Source organism: Polynucleobacter sp. UB-Tiil-W10, from assembly GCF_018881605.1.
In the GTDB taxonomy this organism is placed as follows: domain Bacteria; phylum Pseudomonadota; class Gammaproteobacteria; order Burkholderiales; family Burkholderiaceae; genus Polynucleobacter.
The window spans coordinates 1,114,174-1,136,484 of sequence record NZ_JACVPZ010000001.1 but is presented as its reverse complement, the minus strand read 5'-3'; the positions used below and the strand labels follow the sequence as shown (position 1 = coordinate 1,136,484).

Sequence of the window (22,311 nt, the reverse complement as noted above, 5' to 3'; positions counted from 1 at the left end):
GTAAATAGGTATCTAAGATCCCAACAAAATACGGGACAATGTCAGCTCTTCTAAGGGGAAAACAATGCGGTTGATTCTGCTCGGTGCACCAGGTGCTGGAAAAGGCACACAAGCTCAGTTTATTTGCGAAAAATTTGCTATTCCACAAATTTCCACCGGCGATATGTTGCGCGCTGCTGTGAAAGCAGGAACTGAACTTGGTATTGCTGCTAAAAAAATTATGGATGCAGGTGGCCTTGTTTCTGATGACATCATCATTGGCCTGGTTAAAGATCGTCTGACTCAACCCGATTGCAGCAAAGGTTATTTGTTTGATGGTTTTCCAAGAACCATTCCGCAAGCGCAAGCCATGAAAGATGCTGGCGTACCCATTGATTATGTTTTAGAAATCGATGTGCCATTTGATGCCATCATCGATCGTATGGGTGGTCGTCGTGTTCACCCAGCTTCTGGCCGTACTTATCACATCAAATACAACCCACCAAAAGTTGCGGGTAAGGATGATGTGACTGGTGAAGACCTTATTCAGCGTGATGACGACAAAGAAGAAACCGTTCGCAAGCGTCTGCAGGTATATGACGATCAAACCCGTCCATTGGTTGAGTACTACTCATCATGGGCAGCACAAGCCAATTCAGCTGACAAAGTAAAAGCGCCCGCCTATCGCAAGGTAAGTGGTACTGGTAGTGTTGAAGACATTACTGTTTCTATTTTTGCCGAATTGAAGTAATTCAATCCGCATCAGCAAAAAAGGACTGCAATGCAGTCCTTTTTCTTTTTTAAGCCCTTCTCACTTCAGTTCTTGTTATTTCAGTTCCTTTAAGGCGCTCTCAAAAGACTCAATGTCTGCAAAACTTCGATACACAGAAGCAAAGCGAATATAGGCAACCTTATCTAAACGTTTGAGCTCACGCATCACCAGTTCACCCACGCGCTCACTCGGTATTTCCTTTTCACCGAGACTGAGAAGTTTTTCTTCAATACGCGCAATAGATTCGTCTACAGAATCCGAGGAAACGGGGCGTTTTCGAAGAGCCAACTTGAGCGAGCTTGCTAATTTGTCGTGACTATATTCAACCCGGCTACCGTTTTTCTTGACGATTGCTGGGAGCGCCAATTCAACGCGCTCATAAGTTGTAAAGCGCTTATCGCATTTTGCACAACGGCGGCGGCGGCGAATGGTATCGCCTTCGTCAGATACCCGGGTATCCAATACCTGAGTATCTTCGTTATGACAGAAAGGACAGCGCAATTATTTCTTCTTTTCTTTGATTGCTTAACCGTAAACCGGGAAGCGCTTCGTCAATTCAGAAACCTGAGCACGTACCTTGGCGATATTGTCTGCATCATTTGGATTATCCAAAACATCAGCAATAAAGTTACCCACTTGTCTTGCTTCTGCTTCCTTAAATCCACGCGTAGTCATTGCAGGTGAACCCAAACGTATACCGCTCGTCACCATTGGTTTTTCTGGATCGTTTGGAATGCCATTCTTATTACAAGTAATGTGCGCTTCACCTAAAACACGCTCAGCTTCTTTACCAGTCATTTTCTTGGCACGTAAATCCACCAACATCACATGAGAATCAGTGCCGCCAGAAACAATCCGCAATCCACGAGCAATCAAGGTCTCAGCAAGTGCTTTTGCATTGGCAACCACTTGTTTTTGGTAATCAATAAAGCCAGGCTCCTGAGCCTCTTTAAACGCTGCCGCTTTTCCTGCGATCACATGCATCAGAGGGCCGCCCTGTAAGCCTGGGAAGACTGCAGAGTTAATTGCTTTCTCGTGCTCAGCTTTCATCAAGATAATACCGCCACGTGGGCCACGCAAACTCTTGTGCGTAGTCGATGTAACGATGTCTGCATGAGGTACTGGGTTTGGATAAACACCTGCTGCGACTAAGCCAGCGTAGTGAGCCATATCGACCATAAAAATCGCGCCCACTTCTTTTGCTAATTTACCGATGCGCTCGAAATCAATTTTTCTTGAATAAGCAGACGCACCAGCAATAATGAGTTTTGGTTTGTGCTCACGCGCCAAACGTTCCATTTGCTCGTAATCGATCTCTTCATTTTTATCGAGACCATAGGCAATTGGGTTAAACCATTTACCGCTCATGTTTAAAGCCATGCCGTGGGTCAGGTGTCCGCCTTCAGCAAGACTCATACCCATGAAGGTATCGCCTGGTTTTAAGAATGCCAAGAACACTGCCTGGTTAGCGGATGCCCCGCAATGAGGTTGTACGTTAGCTGCTTCAGCACCAAACAGCGCTTTGACGCGATCAATTGCCAATTGCTCAGCTACGTCCACAAATTCACAGCCACCGTAATAACGTTTGCCTGGATAGCCTTCAGCGTACTTATTTGTTAACTGAGAGCCTTGAGCTTCCATTACTGCTGGTGAGGTGTAGTTCTCAGAGGCAATCAGCTCAATATGGTCTTCCTGACGCTTATTCTCGCTCTGGATGGCTGCCCATAATTGGGGATCGGTTTTGGCTAAAGTGTTTTGACGGTCAAACATGGTGATAATCCTGATGAAGTTGGATTGCTACGTTAATTAACTTAGTAAAATCAACCTACATCATACAAAATCCACCATGACCTCTACACAAGACCTCTCATTCCTCTCTCTAGTCCTCAATGCCAGCCTATTAGTCCAGTTGGTAATGTTGTTATTACTGAGTATGTCTATAGCCTCTTGGACCATTATTTTCAAGAAAACAGCTGTTTTGCGGGGAGTCCGGCAGGATACGGAGCGTTTTGAGCGTGATTTTTGGGCAGGCGGAGACCTCAACACCCTCCTAGAAGCCGCCCAACGCAATACCCGCAGTGATGCCGTTCTGGAGCATATCTTTGAAGCCGGCATGCAAGAATTCACAAAGGGTCGTGAGATTGACGCCGCCCGCCGCGCCATGAAAGCCACCTACCAGCGCGAAATGGACCTCTTAGAGGCCAATTTGCCGTTCTTGGCATCTGTGGGCTCAGTTTCCCCCTATATCGGCCTCTTTGGCACCGTTTGGGGCATCATGCATTCCTTCCGCGGTTTGGCTAACGTTCAAAATGCCACCCTATCAGCAGTTGCTCCTGGTATTGCCGAGGCATTAATTGCAACTGCGATTGGTTTGTTTGCAGCGATTCCGGCAGTAGTTGCCTATAACAGTGCTGCTACTAATGTAGACCGCCTCTCCATTCGCTTTGAAACTTTCATCGAAGAGTTCACCAATATCTTGCAGCGTCAAACTGCAGGACGTTAGTTGAATCTACAACTGAACTCATAAGCAAAAAATTATGGCCGGATCCTCATTACGTAAAAATAAACGTCGGGCAATGTCTGACATCAATGTCGTTCCTTATATTGATGTGATGTTGGTGTTGCTAGTGATCTTCATGGTCACTGCACCAATGGTGAATCCTGGCGTTGTTAATTTACCAACCGTTGGCGGTGCGAAAGTGCAGTCATTGCCACCTGTCTTTTTAACGATTGATGCCAATGAAAATGTCATCGTACGCAAAGATGGTGACCCAGTACAAACACTCAATAAATTTGAACTCGGCGCCTTTGCGAGATCACAAGCAGAAAAATCTGCAGATCAACCGATTGTGATTGCAGCCGATAAATCCATTAAATATGAAACAGTAATGGAAGTCATGTCCAAACTCAAAGAGAATGGTGTGAAGCGTGTTGGCCTTGCGGTCAAAACCCAGTAAGGCCTAGCAGCTAGCTCTCATTACTCATGAATAGCGCCCCTACTTTTCAGCCATCCTTCTCGCCATTCAAGCGAGGACGCTATACCAAATCTGAAAGTACGAAGCGTGCGTTTACTTTCTCACTAATAGCTCACATAGGTTTACTCGCCTTTTTGGTGATCGGCATTAGCTGGAACAATACAACTTCATCGGGTGTTGAAGTGGAACTCTGGGACTCAGCTCCGCAAGTAGAAACTCCACCAGAACCAGAACTCAAAACCGAAGTTAAAGAAGAAGCCGCTGATATCGCTATCAAGAAAAAGAAGGTGGATAAAGAACCGCCTAAAAAAGAAGTGGTGAAAGAAACTCCTAAGACTGTAAAACCTCCTCCACCCAAAGAGAAGGTTAAAGAAAAAGAGCCAGAAAAATCAAAAAAGGTTGAGGCTCCTAAAGCGCAATCACCTGCGGAAACTAAAGCCAATGCTGCAGCAGAAAAAGCCCGTGCTGATCAACTAGCGCGTTTACGTGCAGCAGCTGGGGCCGAAGGTGGTAGTGGCGGTAGTGTGGGAAGCGGTGTTGGTGGTGGTGGCAACGCACCGCCAGGCTGGACCGATAAAGTGATTAAAAAGGTCAAGCCATTGATCGTCTTTAATCCGGAATCCGTAAGCGGCAATCCAGCAGCCGTGATTTTGGTAAGTCTTGCACCGGATGGAGCTATTTTGAGCACTAGTATTCAGTCCTCTAGCGGCAATGCCGGGTGGGACCGAGCGGTATTGCTTGCACTCTCACGTGCAGAGAGCCTACCAAAAGACGACAATGGCAAAATTCCTCAACGAGAAGTAAAGCTCACTTTTAAACCCAAGGATTAATGCATGTTGCGATTCGCGAAAAGACAGATACAGAGATTGGCATCACAACTGAATTCTTTTAGCTTGATCGTTTTTACTCTGTGCATGACGCTGTTTGTAAGTACGGCAACACCTGCTCTTGCGCAGATGAATATTGAAATTACTGGCGTTGGTCAATCACTCTACCCAATCGCAGTAATGCGTTTTAAGGATGAAAACAAGTTACCTATTGGAATCACAGAGATCATCCGTCAAGATTTAGCTCGCAGCGGATACTTTAAAAATACTGAGAACGGTAATGCTGTTGAAAGTGATGAGGGCACTCCAAACTACAAATCTTGGGCTGCTCGTGGTGCTGATGCATTGGTAGTGGGCTCAGTTGTTCAAACAGGCAACAACCAATTTGACATTCACTACAAGCTATTTGATGTTCGCAAATCCCAAAGCCTTGGTGGCCTAAACCTAAACTCCAGCGCTGATAACTTGCGTGCAGTAGCCCACAAAATTGCTGATGACATCATTTTTAAATTACTCGGTGAACGCGGCGTGTTTTCTACCCGCCTCTCCTATGTCATCAAGGATGGTAAGCGCTATCGCCTCGTGATCTCTGACGCAGACGGCCAAAATATTCGTAATGCCATGAACAGTAGCGAACCTATCATTTCTCCATCATGGTCACCTGATGGCAAGAAAGTGGCTTATGTTTCTTTCGAAGATCGTAAGCCTGTAATTTATGTTCACGAACTTGCTACTGGTCGTCGTATTTCTCTCTCAAATCAAAAGGGTAACAACAGCGCGCCAGCTTGGTCACCTGATGGCAAAAAATTGGCGATCTCATTATCTAAAGATGGCAACACGCAGATCTACGGCATCAATGCTGATGGAACTGGCTTACATCGCTTAACTCGCGGCAACACCATTGATACTGAACCGCAATATTCTGCTGATGGTCGCTATATCTACTTCACGAGCGATCGTGGTGGTAATCCACAAATCTATCGCATGAGTGCCGACGGTGAGCAAGCTGAAGGTGTGAAACGCGTTACATTCAAACAGGGTTTTGTAACCTCACCGCGCATTTCACCTGACGGAAAATATTTAGCGTATATCGCTAATATTGGCGGCGCTTATCGCCTGTACATTCTGAATCTAGCCACCGGTGATGCTCAAGCGCTCACCGATGGCACTAGTGATGAATCCCCCTCCTTTGCTGCGAATGGTCGCTACGTTCTGTATTCCACCAAAGTTGGCGGTAAACGCGTCCTAGCCGCTGTTTCAGTAGACGGGAACACTAAGCAGGTGCTCAGCATTCCAGGATCTGATGTTCGTCAGCCGTCCTGGGGTCCATTTATGGACTAAGACTCAGAGCCAATCAAAACTCACCCAAACCCCTCTTTAAGGGCTTAAATAGCCACTTTTGATGCTCTTGGGGGCATAATATTAGCTATTGACTCATTTATAGATTCAGCTTGTAGGAAAAAGGAAAAATCATGAAGATTTCTATCGCACGTCGCGCAGCGACATTTGCCCTCATCGGCGCAACAGCATTTCTCATGGCAGCATGCTCCAGCGTTAAATTGGACGATACCGATGGCGCTAATGGTAGCGGCAACGGTAGCGGAAAGTTTGGCTCACAACCTTGGAACGATCCAAGTAGCCCGCTTTTCGAGAAGAGCATTTACTTTGGCTTTGACGAGTACACCGTGCAAACTAAATATCAAAAAATGCTGTCTACTCATGCTAGCTACTTAAAAGCTAACCCAAAACAAAAGATCATCATTCAAGGCAATACGGATGAACGTGGCACTGCTGAATACAACTTAGCGCTAGGTCAACGTCGTTCAGATGCAGTTCGCAAATCATTGAACTTGATGGGTGTATCTGATGATCAAATGGAAGCAGTAAGCTTTGGCAAAGAAAAACCAAAAGCAGATGGTGATAATGAAGCTGCTTGGGCAGAAAATCGCCGCGCCGATATTGTTTACATCAGCAACTAATGATGACGCTTTCTCACTCAGTAAAACAAACGCTCTTACGAGCGTTTTGTTTAAGTGCCACTCTCATTTTTTTAGGCACATCTAACAGCGCTTGGGCCCTCTTTTCTGATGATGAAGCACGCAAGGCTATTTTGGACTTGCGTAAGTCGCTAGCCACCACCCAGCTTGAGTTGCAAGGGCAAATAGACAAGCTCAAGACAGAGAATGCGGAACTGCGTGGCAAGGTAGAAGAGCTTGAAAAGCAAGGCGAAGACATCAACACTAGCCAAAAAACGTATTACCAAGATCTCGATACACGCCTAGGCAATTTTGAGCCACGCACTATTACTATTGAAGGTGTAAGTGGCACAGTGCAGCCTGGTGAGAAAAAAGCTTACGATGATGCGTTGAAGGCTTTTCAAGCTGGTAATTTGAAAAAAGCTGACCAAGCTTTTTCCGCCTTTGCTGCTAAATATTCCAGCAGCCCTTATTTGCCACTCGCGTTGTATTGGGGTGCTAATAGTAAATATGCCAGTAAAGATTACGCAGGTGCCATAAGCCAGCTCCAAAGCCTGATTAAGAAATACCCAAACCATCCACGCATTCCCGCAGCAATGGTAACTTTGGGTAATGCTCAATTGGAAAGTGGTAATAAAGCAGCCGCCAAAAAAACATTTAGCGACATTATTGCCAAATATCCAGACACCGAGGCAGCTAAAGATGCTCAACAGCTCATCGCCGGTACGAAGTAATTCATAACCATGTCTAAGTTGTCCGCTGCATTTGAATCACTGGCGCCCCGCAAACTCGGCGCCCCCGCAGTCATCTTATTTTCTGGTGGCCTAGATTCAACAACTGTCCTTGCGCTTGCTAAAGATCTTGGGTACACACCTTATGCTCTTTCAGTAGGTTATGGGCAAAGGCATTCCTCCGAGCTTGCTGCTGCCAAACATATCGCCAAACAGATTGGTGTGGCTCGTCATGAAGTGGTTAATTTAGATCTCACTCGCTTTGGTGGATCCGCATTAACCGATTCTTCAATTGCAATTCCGATCACCCCAGGTAAAGATCAAGAAATCCCGGTTACCTATGTGCCTGCTCGCAATACGATTTTGTTGTCACTCGCATTAGGATGGGCAGAATCTCTTGGAGGCCTAGATGTCTTCTATGGAGCTAACTCGGTTGATTACTCAGGCTATCCCGATTGCAGACCAGAGTATGTAGCCTCTTTTGAGCAAATGGCGAATCTAGCCACCAAAGCTGGTGTTGAAGCAATCAATGATGCTAATCGCTTTAGGGTGCATGCTCCCATCATCAGCCTCACCAAAGCTGAAATCATTCAGCTGGGAAGTACTCTAGGCGTGGATTATTCGCAGACGGTATCTTGCTATCAGGCAAATGATTTAGGAGAGGCCTGTGGTGAATGTGAGTCATGTCGCTTACGACAAGAGGGCTTTAAGCAGGCCAAGCTAAGTGATCCAACTCGCTACCAAAAAAAGCATTAAGGGTATCAGGCTGCTCGTAGCTCATCATCCTGCTGAATCAAACTATCAGCAGGTATTCCTAACATTGAGTGCAGCCTCCAAATCATCTTTAATGTGAGAGGGCGCTTGCGATTCAATATCTCATATACGCGATTTAGACCGCCGATCATTGGCTGCAAATCCTTTGGATTCAAACCAGACTGCTCCATCCTGAATTTTATTGCCTCAATTGGATCTGGCGGAAGAATTGCATAGCGCTTGCTTTCATAATCCTCTATGAGCATTAAGAGAATCTCAAATCTATCGCCTTCCTTACTTCCAGATTTTGGCTCATGATCAAAATAGTAAGACGCTTGCGCTAATGCGTCTTTATATTCCGCCTTGTTGCGAATAGGTTTTAATTCTTTCATTTTTCCTCCAACTGCACTGTGCAAGCATCAATTCGATCATAAGCAGCATGACTGCCAATAAATTTCACATAAACCGCACCAAAGCTATAAGCAACAGCCACTACTAAGCGATATGCGTTTCCTTTGATATTAAATACCACCCTGTTATCAGCTATAAAACTCGCACTTCGATACTGATTCTTTATATCTTGCGGCTTTTTCCAACTGACATGCGCCACCTCGTCATACCAAGCCTTGAGTGACTGCTCAGCATCAGGATGAATACGCCAGAAATTAATTAAGTGTTTTCTCGCTATTATTCTCACCTGTTGATTTTAGTCCCAAAATGGGACTATTGCAAGTAAGGCCATTTAACCATAGAAAAAACAAGGTTTAAAGCCTACCTTTTGCACCCCAGAGCATATGAAGTATTGCTTGAGTGGATCGATGATGCTTCGTTTATTTAAACTATCAAGGATTGCAAAGGCAGAAAAACTATAAACGTAAAAATTTAAATCCGACTTAAATCTTATTGAGCATCCTAGCTACATATCGTGCAATCAGGTCTACCTCAAGATTCACAACATCGCCTTGCTTCAGATTGCCAAGGGTAGTGTTTTGCAGAGTATGGGGAATGATGTTGATATCAATCACACAAGCATTTGTGGAGTCTTCGGTTTGATTGACGGTGAGTGATACACCATTGACAACGATGGAACCTTTATAAGCCAGGTATTGCGCTAGCTCTTTTGGAGCCTCTATCCGCAGCAGCCAAGAACCATAAGCATCATTTGCTACTTGTGAAAAGTGAGACACTTTGCCAGCACCATCCACGTGACCACTGACCAAATGGCCACCTAAGCGATCGTTTAGACGCATTGCCTTCTCAAGATTCACTGGGCCGACTTTATCGAGACCAACAGTTTTATTAAGCGACTCACGAGAAATGTCTAAAGCAAAAGAATTGTCAGTTAACTGGGTGGCAGTCATACAGGCCCCCTGAATGGCGATACTGTCACCCAAAGCCACGTCATCTAAATATCCTACGGGTACCTCAACCACTAAATGCAAACCATCGCCCTTAGCTTGAGCGCTTTTAATTTGACCGACTGCAGTAATGATTCCAGTAAACATAGCGTAATTTTAGTTGTTAATTTTTAATGAGGCGCAGCCGTAAGTCAGAGCCAAATAGACTGTTGTCAATCACCTTCCAGTCCTGTCTGCTATCCAAAGAGTTCAATGGTGAGATATTGGCCATACCAATACCATCTCCCATAAAGAATGGTGCATAGTAGAGCAATAACTCATCTACACAATTTTCTCGAAGTAGAGATCCATTAAGCTTAAAGCCTGACTCAATATGAACTTCATTCATCTCACGCTCTTGAGCGAGGTATGAAAAGAGTTTTGGGAGATCAACCTTCCCAAAGGTATTGGCCATCTCAATAACCTCAATCCCTCGATCGGTAAATACTTTGGCCTTTTGTTGCATTTCAGGACTGCCTAAGCTGGCGCACACAATGATGACACCAGATTGATCAAGGTCACTCAAGATTCTCGCAGTGGTTGGAGTTTCTAATTTGGAATCAACAATCACGCGCCAAGGCTGGCGCTCAGTGTGAACATCTCGCACATTCAAGCTAGGATCATCTTCTTTGACAGTGCCAACACCAGTAACAATTGCACAGGCTTGTGCGCGCCAATGATGACCATCCGCTCTAGCAAGCGGCCCAGTAATCCACTGGCTGCGGCCATCAGGCAAAGCAGTCTTTCCATCAAGACTTGCAGCAATTTTCATGCGCACCCAAGGTAAGCCACGCATCATCCGCGAGATAAATCCCGGGTTTAAGGCCCGCGCTTCTGATTCCATCAGTCCGCAATGCACTTTAATTCCTGCGACCTTAAGACGTTCTAAACCCTTACCAGCAACCAAAGGATTGGGATCAGACATTGCCACAAATACAGCCTCTGGTTTAGCAGCAATTAAGGCATCTACGCATGGTGGAGTCCGCCCCGTGTGATTGCATGGCTCAAGAGTGACATAAATAATTGAACCCGCAGGATCATTGCCTAGGGATTTAGCGTTGGCTAATGCTTGTACCTCAGCGTGAGCACTACCCACCTTTTGTGTAAATCCTCGGCCAATTACTTGCCCTGCTTTAACAATCACACAACCCACTCTTGGATTGGGGTTGGATAAATAAAGTGCTTTTTGAGCTTCGGCCAAAGCCTCACTCATGAACTGGTGGTCAACTGCGCTGTACATGGGGTCTATTAAACCATTCAATGACAACGCTTTGCATCTCTTGATGGATCACAGATCCTCCACCGACCGCCACTACCCAGTATCATTTGGCGCTCGAGCTCAGGAACCCTGCCGTGACCCAGGATCAGTCGATTGGCTACAAATCCACCTTGGGCTGTTTTTGCCGAACCAGCCGCATTAAATAAGATGCCCCTCTTGCCTGAATTAGGGTCAATGAACTGCTTGCCGCCACTTTTAAAGTAAACAGGCTCAATATCTGCCTGAGAAAACCAAAGCTTTTCAATACACCCTGCATGAACCGATTTCCCAAAACACCCGCTTTTTACCACCCACCCTGCCTCCCAGTGCTCTTCCGAAATCGGCGCGAGGCGGACAGGTTGCCCCAAATGGAGCGCCTGTTGACGAGCAAAATGTGCATGAGCGATAAATCTTCTAGCAATGGTATCGATTTCTCGAGCCGCAATTTGCTCATGCAATAAGGGCATCGTCATCATGGCGGCGATGGCAATGATCAACATTACAGCCATCAGTTCCAATAAGCTAAATCCAGACTGTCGATTCATCTGCCGTCTTAAGCATCGATTTACATTATTCAAATACTTGCCGCCAGTTCAGGCGCGTAGCGATGCCAGTCTTTTCATCAACGACAACACCAATCTGGATTGCAGGTTTTTCTTTACTCGTAATGAGCCACCGATTTTTTCCCGCCGACTGGATAAAGCAAAGATTCTCGTTTAGCTGCCCAAGGGAAGTGATATTTTTCTCGCACTCAAATACTGATTTTTCAGCCGCTACAAATTGATTCTTTGCCAGTCGCATAGTATTTGCTTCGATTATTCGCAAAGAACTTAATCCCTCCAAATAAGTAATAAGCGATGAACAAAGCAGGAGCAATGAAAATACCCAAGCTACGATCACAAGAGGTTCCTTGTTGAAAAAGTACGCTCTAGATCTAGGTTTAATCTGACTCCATCGGTCATTTTCAGTTTGACCTTAAACAGTCTTTGGCCCCTTATATATTGGGCTTGCACGCCATTTATTTCTTCAATAACGAGTTCATTTACTCCGTTCATCAAGGTGGTGATTTGAGTACGACCCTGACGATCTAGCGATTGACATATTAGTGATCCGCCATTCACCTTCTTCCCTTTTGGGACGCCCGCCTGACGATCAACCAAAAATCCTTGTAGCGCTAATTGATTTTTGGTGCGCTCTTTTGTAATGATGTTACCAATGCAATCAAAATCAATGCCGTCCGATAATTCATGGCGGACTATTAAGGAATCAGACCCTCTAAATCCTGACTTTTTATTTATCTCTAAGGATGATTTTTTGTTGGTTTGCTGGCTTGAAATATTGCGATAACCCGCCACTCGAATGGCGCGGCCCATAAGCTCAAATGCGCGATCCGCCTCTGAAATTAAAGCTTGCGTTTTTTCATACTCAATTTGCTTGATTACCAAATCAGTGCTTGTTTTTAATAGGGGGTTGAGTAGGAGTGCGCATAGAGCGATGCCGACTAGGCATTCGAGCAGAGTCACTGCTTAAGTCCTTGTTGGGCAAATTGACATGAGCCCTACTATGTTCTTGTATTTCAAAAGCATCCCATTCCCCTCTCAGTTGCGATCTTTTACCTTCTTGTTGAGTCAGACTCAAAGCAATCCGCTGATAAGTCTCAACGGAAACCATCCAAACCCCCAAAATCATGCTCATGGCTACTAAAGACTCCAGCAAGATGAATCCTTGGTAATTTTTTGACCTCATTGCCAAATTGGGGTGCTTTTGAGCTGACATTCCCCATTTTCAAAGGGTAGGTTCCCAACAAAAACTCATACCCAAGGCACTTCCCGTCAGAAAGACGAGATATTGCAGTAGGACCGAACAACAAGCGGGTCCTGCGCTTAAAATAGAGGGCTATGCCAAATACTCTTGCCTCCACCGAAGAAATCATTACCGACCTGCGTGCCGGCAAAATGGTGATCCTTGTCGACGAAGAAGATCGCGAGAACGAGGGTGATTTAGTTTTGGCAGCTGACCACGTCACCGCCGAGGCAGTGAACTTCATGGCAAAACATGGCCGTGGACTAATTTGCTTAACCCTCACTCGCGAGCGTTGCCAACAACTTAACCTTCCTTTGATGGTTCGAGATAACGGCACATCGATGGGAACGAACTTCACGGTATCTATAGAGGCAGCTAGCGGAGTAACTACTGGCATTTCAGCGGCAGATCGTGCACTCACCATCAAAACTGCAGTAGCGCCAAATGCCAAGCCTAGCGACTTAGTTCAGCCGGGTCATATTTTTCCATTGATGGCTCAGCCTGGTGGTGTATTAATTCGTTCTGGTCATACAGAAGCTGGTTGCGATCTTGCGGCTATGGCTGGTTGCTCTCCAACCTCAGTCATCTGCGAAATCATGAAAGACGATGGCAGTATGGCGCGTCTTCCAGACTTACTAGAGTTTGCTAAAGAACATCAACTCAAGATTGGCAGCATTGCTGATCTCATTCAGTATCGCAGCCAGCATGAAAGTATTGTGGTGCGCGAAGGTGCTCGTGAATTCATTACTCCCTGGGGTAAATTTCAAGGCGTTATTTATCGCGATACTCCAAGTTCATGCGTGCATATTGCACTCGTTCACGGTAAACCTTCTGAGGCACAAGAAACTTTAGTGCGCGTTCACGAACCAGTCACTGTTTTGGACTTCCTAGAATCTGATATCAGCACCCATTCTTGGCCGCTAGCCAAAGCCCTAGAAGAACTTGCTACTTCAACCGCTGGAGTTGCAGTACTCCTAAATGCCTCAGGTATTGCAGCACCAAATGACACCGATTGGTTAGCGCAATTTCAGAAACTGAATCAGTCGCATGAAGAAGCTAAAAAACCGCTAGCCAGAAAAACTGACTTTCGAAGCTACGGTATTGGCGCACAAATTTTGAAAGATCTTGGTGTAGAGAAAATGCGCTTGTTAGCCAAGCCAAGTCCAGTGCCAAGCCTATCTGGCTATAAGCTCGAAGTGACAGGCTACAAGCCTTACACCCCCTAATATCGGTAATGCGATAAATATTTTTAGAGAATTGATATGACTAGTACTAATGACTTTGTAGGTGTATTAGAAGCCGATCTTAATGGTCAGGATCTTCGGATTGGCGTTGTTCAAGCGCGTTTCAACGAAGACCATTGTGTTGCTTTAACCAATGCCTGTATTAATGAATTAATTTCTTTGGGTGTTAATCAATCTGACATTAAGCTAGTGACAGTTCCAGGCGCATTAGAGATTCCATTTGCTCTACAAAAACTTGCTGAGACTGGTGAGTTTGACGGCTTAGTTGCTCTAGGAGCGGTTATTCGTGGTGAGACTTATCACTTTGAGTTGGTCTCTAATGAATCTGCTTCCGGTATCACTCGTATCTCTATCGATACTGGATTACCAATCGCCAATGGTGTACTAACTTGCGATACTGATGAACAAGCTCATGCTCGTGTTCAGGTAAAAGGCGCAGAATGTGCTCAAGCGGTAGTAGAGATGGCTAATCTAGCGCTAGCATTGACGCCGGATATCGATATCGAAATCAACTCGAGTGAAGAAGAATAATTCGCATGTCAACCTCTAGCCAGAACCCCTCTACCCCTCAATCTCTACCAGCCGGAAAAGAAGTAAAGCCAGCGCCTAAGCGATCCCTTACGCCGCGCCGTCGCGCTCGTGAGTACGCCCTTCAAGGCGTTTATCAAAGTCTTGTGATGCGTCGTGCCGGCAGCATTCCCAATGGCGCTGCGATTGCTAAGCAGCTCGCTGAAGATCCCGCTTTTCGTCGCTGCCAACTGGATCTTTTTCAAGGAATCTTCGATGGGGTTCTAGCCCGCACCGATGAATTAGAAGCCATCATTACACCGGCATTAGATCGCCCAATTAATGAGCTGTCTCCCGTGGAGCATGCAGCACTGCTCATTGGTGCTTATGAGCTAGCAATCGACCTCTCAGTACCTTATAAAGTAGCCATTAATGAAGCTGTAGAGCTTGCCAAGACCTTTGGTGGCACTGACGGTCACAAATATGTGAACGGCGTACTAGATTTACTAGCCCAGAAGCTGCGCACCGCAGAAACTCAAGCAGATTAACCCCTCAATCTAGCAGCACTGAATCCTGGCCTCTAAGCTTAATACGCTTGGAGGCTTTTTTATTTATTGAGGGATAAAATGGCTTGGACATAACCAAGGTTAAAACATCATGCAAAAAGTAGATATTCGTAGCCAACTCAAAGATCCTCACCTTTTCCAAGAAAAAGCTTTTATAGACGGTAAATGGGTTAGCTCTAAAACGACTTTCTCTATTTCCAATCCTGCCACTGATGAAATCATAGCCAATGTTGCCAACCTTGAAATTCAGGATGCCGAACTAGCCATTTCTGCAGCAGAAAAAGCGCTACCTTCTTGGCGCAGCAAATTAGCTAAAGAGCGCGCCCAAATCATGCGCAAATGGTTTGATTTGATTATTGAAAATACCCAAGATCTAGCAAAGCTCATGACACTTGAGCAAGGCAAGCCTTTGGCTGAAGCTGCTGGAGAAGTGGTTTATGGCGCTTCTTTTGTGGAGTGGTTTGCAGAAGAGGCAAAACGCGTTGAAGGCTCAATTCTAGGAACCACCTGGAGCGATAAGCGCCTGATGGTAATCAAGCAACCCATTGGTGTATGCGTTGCAATTACGCCATGGAACTTTCCTATCGCCATGATTACGCGCAAGATAGCGCCGGCATTAGCGGCTGGCTGCACCATTGTAATTAAGCCAGCCGAGCTGACGCCACTATCCGCTCTCGCCTTGGCTGAGCTTGGCAAGCGTGCTGGCATACCAGATGGAGTTATCAATATTGTCACTGCGGATGCAAATCAATCAATTGCTATTGGAAAAACCCTTTGTGCATCACCGACAGTTCGCCATCTTTCTTTCACAGGATCAACAGAGGTCGGTCGCATTCTCATGGAGCAATGTGCTCCAACCGTCAAAAAGCTCGCTCTTGAACTAGGTGGTCACGCCCCGTTCATCGTATTTGAAGATGCTGATATTGATGCAGCAGTGAATGGCGCTATGGCCTCTAAATTTAGGAACTCCGGTCAAACCTGTGTTTGCGCAAATCGTTTTTATGTTCACAAAAAGGTACAAGATGCTTTTGTGGAAAAGTTTGCCAAAGCACTAGAAATGATTAAGGTCGGCAACGGCATGGAAGCCGGTATCACTCAAGGCCCCTTGATTGAAACTGCAGCACTAGAAAAAGTTAAAAAGCATGTTGCTGATGCCCTCAGCAAAGGCGCAACACTCGTTACCGGCGGCAAACAAACAACAGAGGGCAAGAACTTTTATGAGCCCACTATTTTGGCCAACGTAAATAGTCAGATGCTCATTACCTATGAAGAAACTTTTGGTCCAGTAGCACCAATTATTCCTTTTGAGAGTGATGAAGAGGTGATCAAGCTTGCCAACAATAGTCAGTTTGGTTTGGCATCCTACTTCTATAGTCGTGATATTGGCCGTGTATGGAAAGTGGCTGAAGCGTTGGAGTACGGGATGGTTGGCGTTAATACCGGTTTAATCTCAAATGAAGTTGCACCCTTTGGCGGGATTAAGCAATCCGGCCTTGGTCGTGAAGGCAGTGTTTACGGTATGGATGAATACTTGGAGATGAAATACGTCTGCGTCGGCTTATAAGCCCTGCTACTTAATCGCTCTTCTGCTTATTTTTTCTTGTAGACTAAATCCCAAACACCGTGGCCCAGCTTGATGCCGCGGTTCTCAAATTTAGTTACGGGACGGTATTCTGGTCGGGTTACATAACCTTGATGCTCAGCATGAAGTTGCTCAAGAGTGGGTTTAAATTCATTGAAGACCTCGCCTTGCTTGGCAGTGTCCTCGAAGGTGAAGGTTTCCATCTTTACCGATTCACTTGAAGTATTTTGTAGAGCAGGCTCTGCATTCAATACCAAGAGCATCTGCTCTGCGTAGTTATGCCAATCCGTTGCCAGATGCAAATAAGCGCCCGGCTTTAATTTGGAAGCCAGCAATCGAACAAACTCAGCCTGAATCAGGCGACGTTTGTTGTGACGCCTCTTATGCCAAGGATCTGCAAAATAAATATGAATCCCATCCAACGAATCTGGCGCAATCATCTGCTCGAGAACCTCAACAGCATCATGACGAATGAGCCTTAAGTTTGTCAGGTCATTTTCACCAATCAGCTTCAGCAATGCTCCAACGCCAGGTGGATGGACTTCAATGGCCAAAAAGTCATCACCAGATCTTAAGGCAGCAATCTTGGCAGTTGTCTCCCCCATGCCAAAACCAATTTCTAGAATCTTTGGCTTACTTGAGCCTTGAAATGCTTCAGTTAAATTGAGATTGGAGGCTTGATAGGGAATGAGAAACTGTGGGCCTAATTCTTCAATAGCGCGTTGCTGTCCAGCAGTAGTTCTCCCTGCCCTTAAAACAAAAGAGCGAATACGCTCATCAAAACGCTTTTTAGAAGGTTTGTTATTTTCAATCACTACTTAACCAACCACCTTCTTAAAGTAAGCAATCGTCTCTTTGAGACCGTCTTCTAGGTTGACCTTTGGCTGCCAACCTAATTTTGCTTTAGCTAGCTCGATATTAGGCTGACGTTGCTTGGGATCATCCGATGGCAGTGGCTGATGAATGATTTTGGACTTGCTACCCGACAGTTTCAGAATGGTCTCAGCTAACTGCAACATCGTGAACTCTCCCGGGTTACCGATATTTACTGGCCCTGTAAAGCCATCTTCTGAGTTCATCATTTTGACCATGGCATCAATTAAGTCATCGACATAGCAAAAGCTTCTGGTTTGCTGACCATCACCATAAATAGTGATGTCCTTGCCTTGTAATGCCTGCACAATAAAGTTACTCACCACTCGGCCATCGTTGGGATGCATGCGTGGGCCATACGTATTAAAAATACGCACAACTTTGATGTCTAAATTATGTTGGCGGTTGTAGTCAAAAAAGAGAGTTTCAGCGCAACGCTTGCCTTCATCGTAGCAAGAACGAATACCAATGGGATTGACCTTACCCCAATACTCTTCTGGCTGGGGATGGACTTCTGGATCGCCATAGACTTCACTAGTAGATGCTTGGAGAATGCGAGCCCTGGTTCTTTTGGCTAGGCCCAGCATATTAATCGCACCATGCACACTTGTCTTAGTCGTTTGCACTGGATCGTATTGATAGTGAATTGGGGATGCTGGGCAAGCGAGGTTGTAAATCTGATTGGTTTCTACATAGAGCGGAAAAGTGACATCGTGTCGCATGAGCTCTAAACGAGAATTAGGCAAGAGATGCGCTAAATTCTCTTTGGAGCCAGTGAAATAGTTATCCACCACCAAAACATCATTACCCTCTTTGAGTAATTTCTCGGTGAGATGGGATCCCAAAAAACCTGCGCCGCCGGTGATGAGGATTTTGTTCATAGTTCGTCTTTTATTGAGGGAGTTATTTAATGAATCAACCATTAATCTATTTTTGGGATATTCCAGCCTGCAGATCGGTAAGCATAAACAACTTCAGCCAGAACAATTGATAGTGAAGTCATAAAAAAGATTAGCCCCAATACAAATGTCCATATAACGTAAGTCGTTTGCAATGAACGCACAGCGCCCGCTTGAAAGAAGAATAATTCCAGTACTGTCATTGAGATAAAGACGCCACTGAGCACGTCAAAAAAGATGGCTGCCGTACAAAGGCGGCCACGAATTTGGGCTTCATCAGCCTCCTTATTCATATGCCGCAACAACGCTTCATCTTTCACATCACCCCGATCAACGGAGTGTCGAATTGCGCGCATACGATCGACAGATCTAGCAAGTCGACCTGAAATAGCGTTAATTAAAGTAGCAACCGCAGTTAACAAAAATACCGGTGCCAGAGCCAGCTGAATATTATTCGTTATTGCGTCAATTGATGCATCCATAAGAATTTCCTGAGCTTTTTAAGTCACTTAAAGATTAATGGGACCAAGCAATTAAGCCAGTGTAGGAAGTAAACAAAACCAACACTCCAAAAGCAATGCGATACCAAGCAAATGGTATGAAATTATGGTGAGCCACATAATGTATTAACCAGCGCACACATATAAAAGCAGAAATAAATGCGGCTATAAAACCGATAACAATAGCGAGAGTAAATTCACCAGAAAAGGCTACAGGGGCTTTCCAAAGCTTGAGCAGCTCATAGGCGGTGGCGCCACCAATCACTGGAATAGCCAAGAAAAAAGAAAATTCCGTAGCTACAGCGCGAGGTAAACCAAATAACATGCCGCCAATAATGGTTGCACCCGAACGTGATGTACCGGGTATTAAAGCAGCACATTGAGCAAGACCAACCTTGAGTGCGTCCAATGGGGTTAAATCATCCACTGACCTGATTTGATTAGACACATCAGCAAAATTTTGCTGGCGACGCTCAGCCCAAAAAATAATGAGCGCGCCCACAATAAATGCACTAGCTACCGGGATTGGAGAAAACAAAACTGCTTTGATGTGCTTCCCAAACAAAAAGCCTAGTCCCATCGCCGGGATCGATGCAATCAATAAATTCAGGACAAAACGGCGGGATTCAGAACTGCTAGAAAAAGAGCTAACCACCTTGATGAGCTTTTGACGAAACTCCCAGCAAACCGCCAAAATGGCGCCAAACTGAATAATGACCTCAAAGGCTTTGCCACGATCATCATTAAAGTCCAGCAAATCGCCGACTAAGATCAGATGCCCAGTGCTAGAGATCGGCAAAAACTCCGTTAATCCCTCGACCACACCCAGAATGACTGCCTTCAGTAACAAAATTAGATCCATGGGCCAAATTTTATAGGTATATGGAAGCAATTCAGGGTATTTGGCAAAATAGTGCCTAAATGAGCATTTTGAATAAATTAGCCTTAAACTGCATGGCACATTGAAAAGTATCCGAATTACATGACCCCAGCCCGCTTCAGATTATCTAGACTTACCGCCTTTGGTTTGATCCTGAGTCAAGCGTTAGGTTTGAGTGCTTGGTCCTGCAATGCCTTTGCGCAAAGCCCTAACGCGGCCACAAGGCCTGCTTTACCCACTCCAATGAGTGCTTCTACCCTCATTGGATTGGAGCAGCCACCGCAAATCGCGCCCTTGCCTTCCAAACCCGCAGTAGCGGCAGGTGCTGCACCATCCAACTTGGTTGGTAACAAACCTGGTGAGACTAAAGGGCAATTAAACGATTTAATACAGCTCTACCAAGAGGCTGCCTTTAGTGACCCCGTATTAACAGCCGCTCGTTTTAACTATCAGGCTAGTAAAGAACTCTACTGGCAAGGTTTCTCCTTGCTGATGCCACAAGCTAATGCCACTCCTGGCGGAACTCGCTACTATCAGCATGGCACAGGCAGCACCGTAGTCTCCAATAACTCCGGCAACTCACGAGTATTTGATCAAAAAAGTTATACCGTCACCTTAACCCAGCCAGTCTTTAACGTAGGTGCGCTGGAACTTTTTAAGCAAGGCGATCTCAATACCAAATTAGCAGACATGCGTTTTTTCTTGGCGCAACAAGATTTAATCTTACGTGTGTCACAAGCATATTTCGATGCACTAACGAGTCAAGATAATGTGGCGCTCTTCAAAAATAAGAAGGATTTGATTAAGCAGCAACTTGAGGCAGCCCAAGCAAAATTTGATGCCGGACTCGCTACGATTGTTGATGTTAATACCGCACAAGCAGCATTAGATTTAGCCAACTCCCAGGAGATTGCTGCACAGGCCGACCTGATTGTGAAGCGCGGCGCGCTTGAGCAAATCGTTGGACGTCCTGTAGGTGCAATCAAGCCGCTTATTAAAGAAGCCAAAATTGAGGGCGTTCTCAGGGATCCACGTAGCAAGAGTAAAGATTCCAAGGGCTACCCCATTGCGGAGAGTGTTAACCCTATTCTGCCGCCAGGACAAACCTTGGATGACTGGATTAATCAAGCAGAATCAGCAAACTTCAATGTCTTAGCAGGTCAACTATCCGTCAGCCTTGCAGAGAGCACTTATCGTGGTGCACAAGCTTTAAATTATCCAACTGTCAATTTAGTGGGCACATCGGGGTACAACACCTCAAACGGCACTCCGAATAATTACACGCCAGCTAGTACCAATGTCTATAACAACACATTGGCGCTACAAATGACTATTCCTCTTGTATCGGGAGGCTTTAATAGCTCCCTCATTCGTCAAAATGCCGCCCTAGTGGATGCAGCAAAAGCAAATTACGATAGCTATCGTCGTGCGGCAGCTCAAAACACAAGGACCGCCTTTACTGGCTTCTATGGTGGTTTAGCTAGCGTTAAGGCCTATGAGGCAGCGGAACGCTCATCCTCATCTGCCCTAGAGTCCAGTAAGCTTGGCTTTCAGGTCGGAACTTTAATTAATATTGACGTATTAATTGCATTGGATTCATTGATTAATACTCGCTCTTTACTCCAGCAAGCGAGATACAGCACCATCCTCAATGCCATCAAATTAAAAGCTCACGCTGCTGCATTAACAGATGAAGACTTAGTAGCAATCAACGCTTTACTGCGTTAATTCAGCAAACCTAAGGAAGCTTCAATCACCTCAGTCACTATTGGTGGCTTCTGGATATCTCCAACATTACGAATATTGTCAGACCAATAACCTTCGGTCTTCCACCTAGGTGAGTCGCAATAAATTTCTACCGTAGGCTTACCTAGTACGGCTGCAAGATGTGTGAGTCCAGTATCAACGCCGACCGTCAATGCGGCACCTGCTATGACTGAGAAAGCATCCTGAATTGAAAAAGCAGGCGGTACCAATGCATTAGGAATCTGCGAGGCAATGTCATTGCTCACTTCTTTCTCAGCAAAATTACCCCAAGGCAGAACCACTTGATAACCGCGGCTGGCCAGCTCTTTACCCAAAGCTACCCAGCTTTCATTAGGCCAACGCTTAGCTTCTCTAGCTGTCGAATGAAAGCACAAGATATACGGCGCTCTTAATGCTGCAAGCACTTTTGTCGAGTCTAGAGCTAAAGAATTGATGCAAGTTTCTGGATAAAACTGAGGGGCACTTTTGCGATCTATTAAGGACCAATCCAAGGCTGAACACGTTACCCAACGTGAACGATCTACCGCATGACATTGTGTCGGGACTTGCACAGGGTGGTTATAAAAAGATCTTGCAATCGGCTCGTAACCAGAAAACTCCGTTGCATTAGCTAGGCCCGCAATCACTGCAATTGAGGCCTTATTAGCTAGCGAACAGACGATGGCTGATTTCAGCAAACCCTGAGTTTCAATGATGATGTCATATGAAGTTTGCTGAAGCTCTTTCTTGAATGCAAAAAATTGCTGCCAGGTAGAAAGTTTGAAGAGATTCTTTTTCCAACGCCGCAAGCTAAATGGAATGATGTGATCAATTCCTTGAAAGCCCTCTTGGGAAAGCAGTGGCGTGAGCAAATGAACATACCCTTCTTCAACCACCCAATCAATTTGAGCATGAGGCAAACGCGCCCGAAGATCCCAAACGATTGGCAAGTTATGCAGCACATCCCCTAATGAGGAGAGCTTTACCAATAAGATCTTGGGATTTTGAGAGTTGGCAGATGAATTGCTCATGAGAGCATTATC

The 22,311-nt window shown here is 45.4% G+C and carries 27 protein-coding genes; 13 read left to right on the top strand and 14 right to left on the bottom strand.

The features are described from left to right. Positions 1-64 precede the first annotated feature (64 nt). Complete coding sequence (gene adk / locus ICN33_RS05810) at positions 65-730, top strand: adenylate kinase (protein WP_216195298.1); 666 nt, start codon at positions 65-67, stop codon at positions 728-730. Between the two features lie 75 nt (positions 731-805). Here the strand turns inward: adk and nrdR are convergent, their stop codons facing one another. Beyond that, positions 806-1,252, bottom strand: a complete 447-nt coding sequence (gene nrdR / locus ICN33_RS05805; protein ID WP_072583294.1) for a transcriptional regulator NrdR — start codon at positions 1,250-1,252, stop codon at positions 806-808. Between the two features lie 24 nt (positions 1,253-1,276). Then, positions 1,277-2,521 (bottom strand): serine hydroxymethyltransferase, encoded by a 1,245-nt coding sequence (gene glyA, locus ICN33_RS05800; RefSeq protein ID WP_216195297.1) that lies wholly within the window; start codon positions 2,519-2,521, stop codon positions 1,277-1,279. A 76-nt stretch (positions 2,522-2,597) separates the two neighbouring features. Here glyA and tolQ point away from each other — a divergent pair, with 76 nt between their 5' ends. The 7 genes from tolQ (at position 2,598) to queC (ending at position 8,016) form a co-directional block, all read left to right on the top strand. Continuing rightward, positions 2,598-3,254 carry a protein TolQ gene (tolQ, locus tag ICN33_RS05795; RefSeq protein ID WP_216195296.1) on the top strand — a complete coding sequence of 219 codons (657 nt, stop codon included), beginning with the start codon at positions 2,598-2,600 and terminating at the stop codon, positions 3,252-3,254. Positions 3,255-3,288: 34 nt separating this feature from the next. Beyond that, positions 3,289-3,708 (top strand): protein TolR, encoded by a 420-nt coding sequence (tolR, locus tag ICN33_RS05790; RefSeq protein WP_216195295.1) that lies wholly within the window; start codon positions 3,289-3,291, stop codon positions 3,706-3,708. A gap of 26 nt (positions 3,709-3,734) precedes the next feature. Beyond that, complete coding sequence (locus tag ICN33_RS05785) at positions 3,735-4,556, top strand: energy transducer TonB (protein ID WP_216195293.1); 822 nt, start codon at positions 3,735-3,737, stop codon at positions 4,554-4,556. A gap of 84 nt (positions 4,557-4,640) precedes the next feature. Then, entirely contained in the window at positions 4,641-5,894 is a 1,254-nt protein-coding gene (tolB, locus tag ICN33_RS05780) for a Tol-Pal system beta propeller repeat protein TolB (protein ID WP_216196569.1), read from the top strand. Between the two features lie 131 nt (positions 5,895-6,025). Then, the gene (gene pal, locus ICN33_RS05775) at positions 6,026-6,532 is read left to right on the top strand and encodes a peptidoglycan-associated lipoprotein Pal (RefSeq protein WP_216195291.1); all 507 of its coding nucleotides are present in this window, start codon (positions 6,026-6,028) and stop codon (positions 6,530-6,532) included. Continuing rightward, positions 6,532-7,263: a tol-pal system protein YbgF gene (ybgF, locus tag ICN33_RS05770; RefSeq protein ID WP_216195289.1), complete on the top strand. Its 732-nt coding sequence runs from the start codon at positions 6,532-6,534 to the stop codon at positions 7,261-7,263. Before pal ends, ybgF begins: the two co-directional genes overlap by 1 nt. Before the next feature lie 9 nt (positions 7,264-7,272). Further along, the gene (queC, locus tag ICN33_RS05765; protein WP_216195287.1) at positions 7,273-8,016 is read left to right on the top strand and encodes a 7-cyano-7-deazaguanine synthase QueC; all 744 of its coding nucleotides are present in this window, start codon (positions 7,273-7,275) and stop codon (positions 8,014-8,016) included. Positions 8,017-8,021: 5 nt separating this feature from the next. On the opposite strand, the gene ICN33_RS05760 is transcribed toward queC, so the two are convergent. The 7 genes from ICN33_RS05760 to ICN33_RS05730 form a co-directional block, all read right to left on the bottom strand. Then, positions 8,022-8,405, bottom strand: a complete 384-nt coding sequence (locus ICN33_RS05760) for a type II toxin-antitoxin system HigA family antitoxin (protein WP_216195285.1) — start codon at positions 8,403-8,405, stop codon at positions 8,022-8,024. Further along, positions 8,402-8,710 (bottom strand): type II toxin-antitoxin system HigB family toxin, encoded by a 309-nt coding sequence (locus tag ICN33_RS05755; protein ID WP_216195284.1) that lies wholly within the window; start codon positions 8,708-8,710, stop codon positions 8,402-8,404. The genes ICN33_RS05760 and ICN33_RS05755 overlap by 4 nt, the downstream gene beginning before the upstream one ends. A 196-nt stretch (positions 8,711-8,906) precedes the next feature. Continuing rightward, complete coding sequence (locus ICN33_RS05750) at positions 8,907-9,518, bottom strand: riboflavin synthase (RefSeq protein WP_216195282.1); 612 nt, start codon at positions 9,516-9,518, stop codon at positions 8,907-8,909. A 16-nt stretch (positions 9,519-9,534) separates the two neighbouring features. After that, complete coding sequence (gene ribD, locus ICN33_RS05745) at positions 9,535-10,650, bottom strand: bifunctional diaminohydroxyphosphoribosylaminopyrimidine deaminase/5-amino-6-(5-phosphoribosylamino)uracil reductase RibD (RefSeq protein WP_216195280.1); 1,116 nt, start codon at positions 10,648-10,650, stop codon at positions 9,535-9,537. 17 nt (positions 10,651-10,667) lie between these two features. Beyond that, positions 10,668-11,213, bottom strand: coding sequence for a GspH/FimT family pseudopilin (locus tag ICN33_RS05740; protein WP_216195278.1), 546 nt, complete (start codon positions 11,211-11,213; stop codon positions 10,668-10,670). A gap of 25 nt (positions 11,214-11,238) precedes the next feature. Continuing rightward, positions 11,239-11,568: a hypothetical protein gene (locus tag ICN33_RS05735; protein WP_216195276.1), complete on the bottom strand. Its 330-nt coding sequence runs from the start codon at positions 11,566-11,568 to the stop codon at positions 11,239-11,241. Further along, positions 11,565-12,191, bottom strand: coding sequence for a hypothetical protein (locus ICN33_RS05730; RefSeq protein WP_216195274.1), 627 nt, complete (start codon positions 12,189-12,191; stop codon positions 11,565-11,567). The genes ICN33_RS05735 and ICN33_RS05730 overlap by 4 nt, the downstream gene beginning before the upstream one ends. Before the next feature lie 375 nt (positions 12,192-12,566). Between ICN33_RS05730 and ribBA the strand changes: the two genes are divergently transcribed. The 4 genes from ribBA (at position 12,567) to ICN33_RS05710 (ending at position 16,352) form a co-directional block, all read left to right on the top strand. After that, positions 12,567-13,697, top strand: coding sequence for a bifunctional 3,4-dihydroxy-2-butanone-4-phosphate synthase/GTP cyclohydrolase II (ribBA, locus tag ICN33_RS05725; RefSeq protein WP_216195272.1), 1,131 nt, complete (start codon positions 12,567-12,569; stop codon positions 13,695-13,697). 36 nt (positions 13,698-13,733) lie between these two features. Continuing rightward, the gene (ribH, locus tag ICN33_RS05720; RefSeq protein WP_216195270.1) at positions 13,734-14,246 is read left to right on the top strand and encodes a 6,7-dimethyl-8-ribityllumazine synthase; all 513 of its coding nucleotides are present in this window, start codon (positions 13,734-13,736) and stop codon (positions 14,244-14,246) included. A gap of 5 nt (positions 14,247-14,251) precedes the next feature. Beyond that, on the top strand, positions 14,252-14,770 hold the full coding sequence (gene nusB / locus ICN33_RS05715; protein WP_216195267.1) for a transcription antitermination factor NusB: 519 nt from the start codon (positions 14,252-14,254) through the stop codon (positions 14,768-14,770). 109 nt (positions 14,771-14,879) lie between these two features. Continuing rightward, the gene (locus ICN33_RS05710; RefSeq protein ID WP_216195266.1) at positions 14,880-16,352 is read left to right on the top strand and encodes an NAD-dependent succinate-semialdehyde dehydrogenase; all 1,473 of its coding nucleotides are present in this window, start codon (positions 14,880-14,882) and stop codon (positions 16,350-16,352) included. Positions 16,353-16,378: 26 nt separating this feature from the next. Here the strand turns inward: ICN33_RS05710 and trmB are convergent, their stop codons facing one another. From trmB to ICN33_RS05690, 4 genes are read right to left on the bottom strand one after another with little or no spacing between them, the layout of a single operon-like run. After that, the gene (trmB, locus tag ICN33_RS05705) at positions 16,379-17,185 is read right to left on the bottom strand and encodes a tRNA (guanosine(46)-N7)-methyltransferase TrmB (protein ID WP_216195264.1); all 807 of its coding nucleotides are present in this window, start codon (positions 17,183-17,185) and stop codon (positions 16,379-16,381) included. A gap of 3 nt (positions 17,186-17,188) precedes the next feature. Continuing rightward, positions 17,189-18,124, bottom strand: a complete 936-nt coding sequence (locus ICN33_RS05700) for a UDP-glucuronic acid decarboxylase family protein (protein WP_216195262.1) — start codon at positions 18,122-18,124, stop codon at positions 17,189-17,191. Between the two features lie 41 nt (positions 18,125-18,165). Beyond that, complete coding sequence (locus ICN33_RS05695) at positions 18,166-18,624, bottom strand: DUF2721 domain-containing protein (RefSeq protein WP_216195260.1); 459 nt, start codon at positions 18,622-18,624, stop codon at positions 18,166-18,168. Between the two features lie 34 nt (positions 18,625-18,658). Then, complete coding sequence (locus ICN33_RS05690; protein WP_216195258.1) at positions 18,659-19,504, bottom strand: undecaprenyl-diphosphate phosphatase; 846 nt, start codon at positions 19,502-19,504, stop codon at positions 18,659-18,661. A 120-nt stretch (positions 19,505-19,624) separates the two neighbouring features. On the opposite strand from ICN33_RS05690, the gene ICN33_RS05685 reads away from it, so the two are divergent. Next, positions 19,625-21,250, top strand: a complete 1,626-nt coding sequence (locus tag ICN33_RS05685) for a TolC family protein (RefSeq protein WP_216195256.1) — start codon at positions 19,625-19,627, stop codon at positions 21,248-21,250. On the opposite strand, the gene waaC is transcribed toward ICN33_RS05685, so the two are convergent. Continuing rightward, on the bottom strand, positions 21,247-22,299 hold the full coding sequence (gene waaC / locus ICN33_RS05680) for a lipopolysaccharide heptosyltransferase I (protein ID WP_216195254.1): 1,053 nt from the start codon (positions 22,297-22,299) through the stop codon (positions 21,247-21,249). The two genes, ICN33_RS05685 and waaC, sit on opposite strands and share 4 nt — an antisense overlap. Between the last annotated feature and the right edge of the window lie 12 nt (positions 22,300-22,311).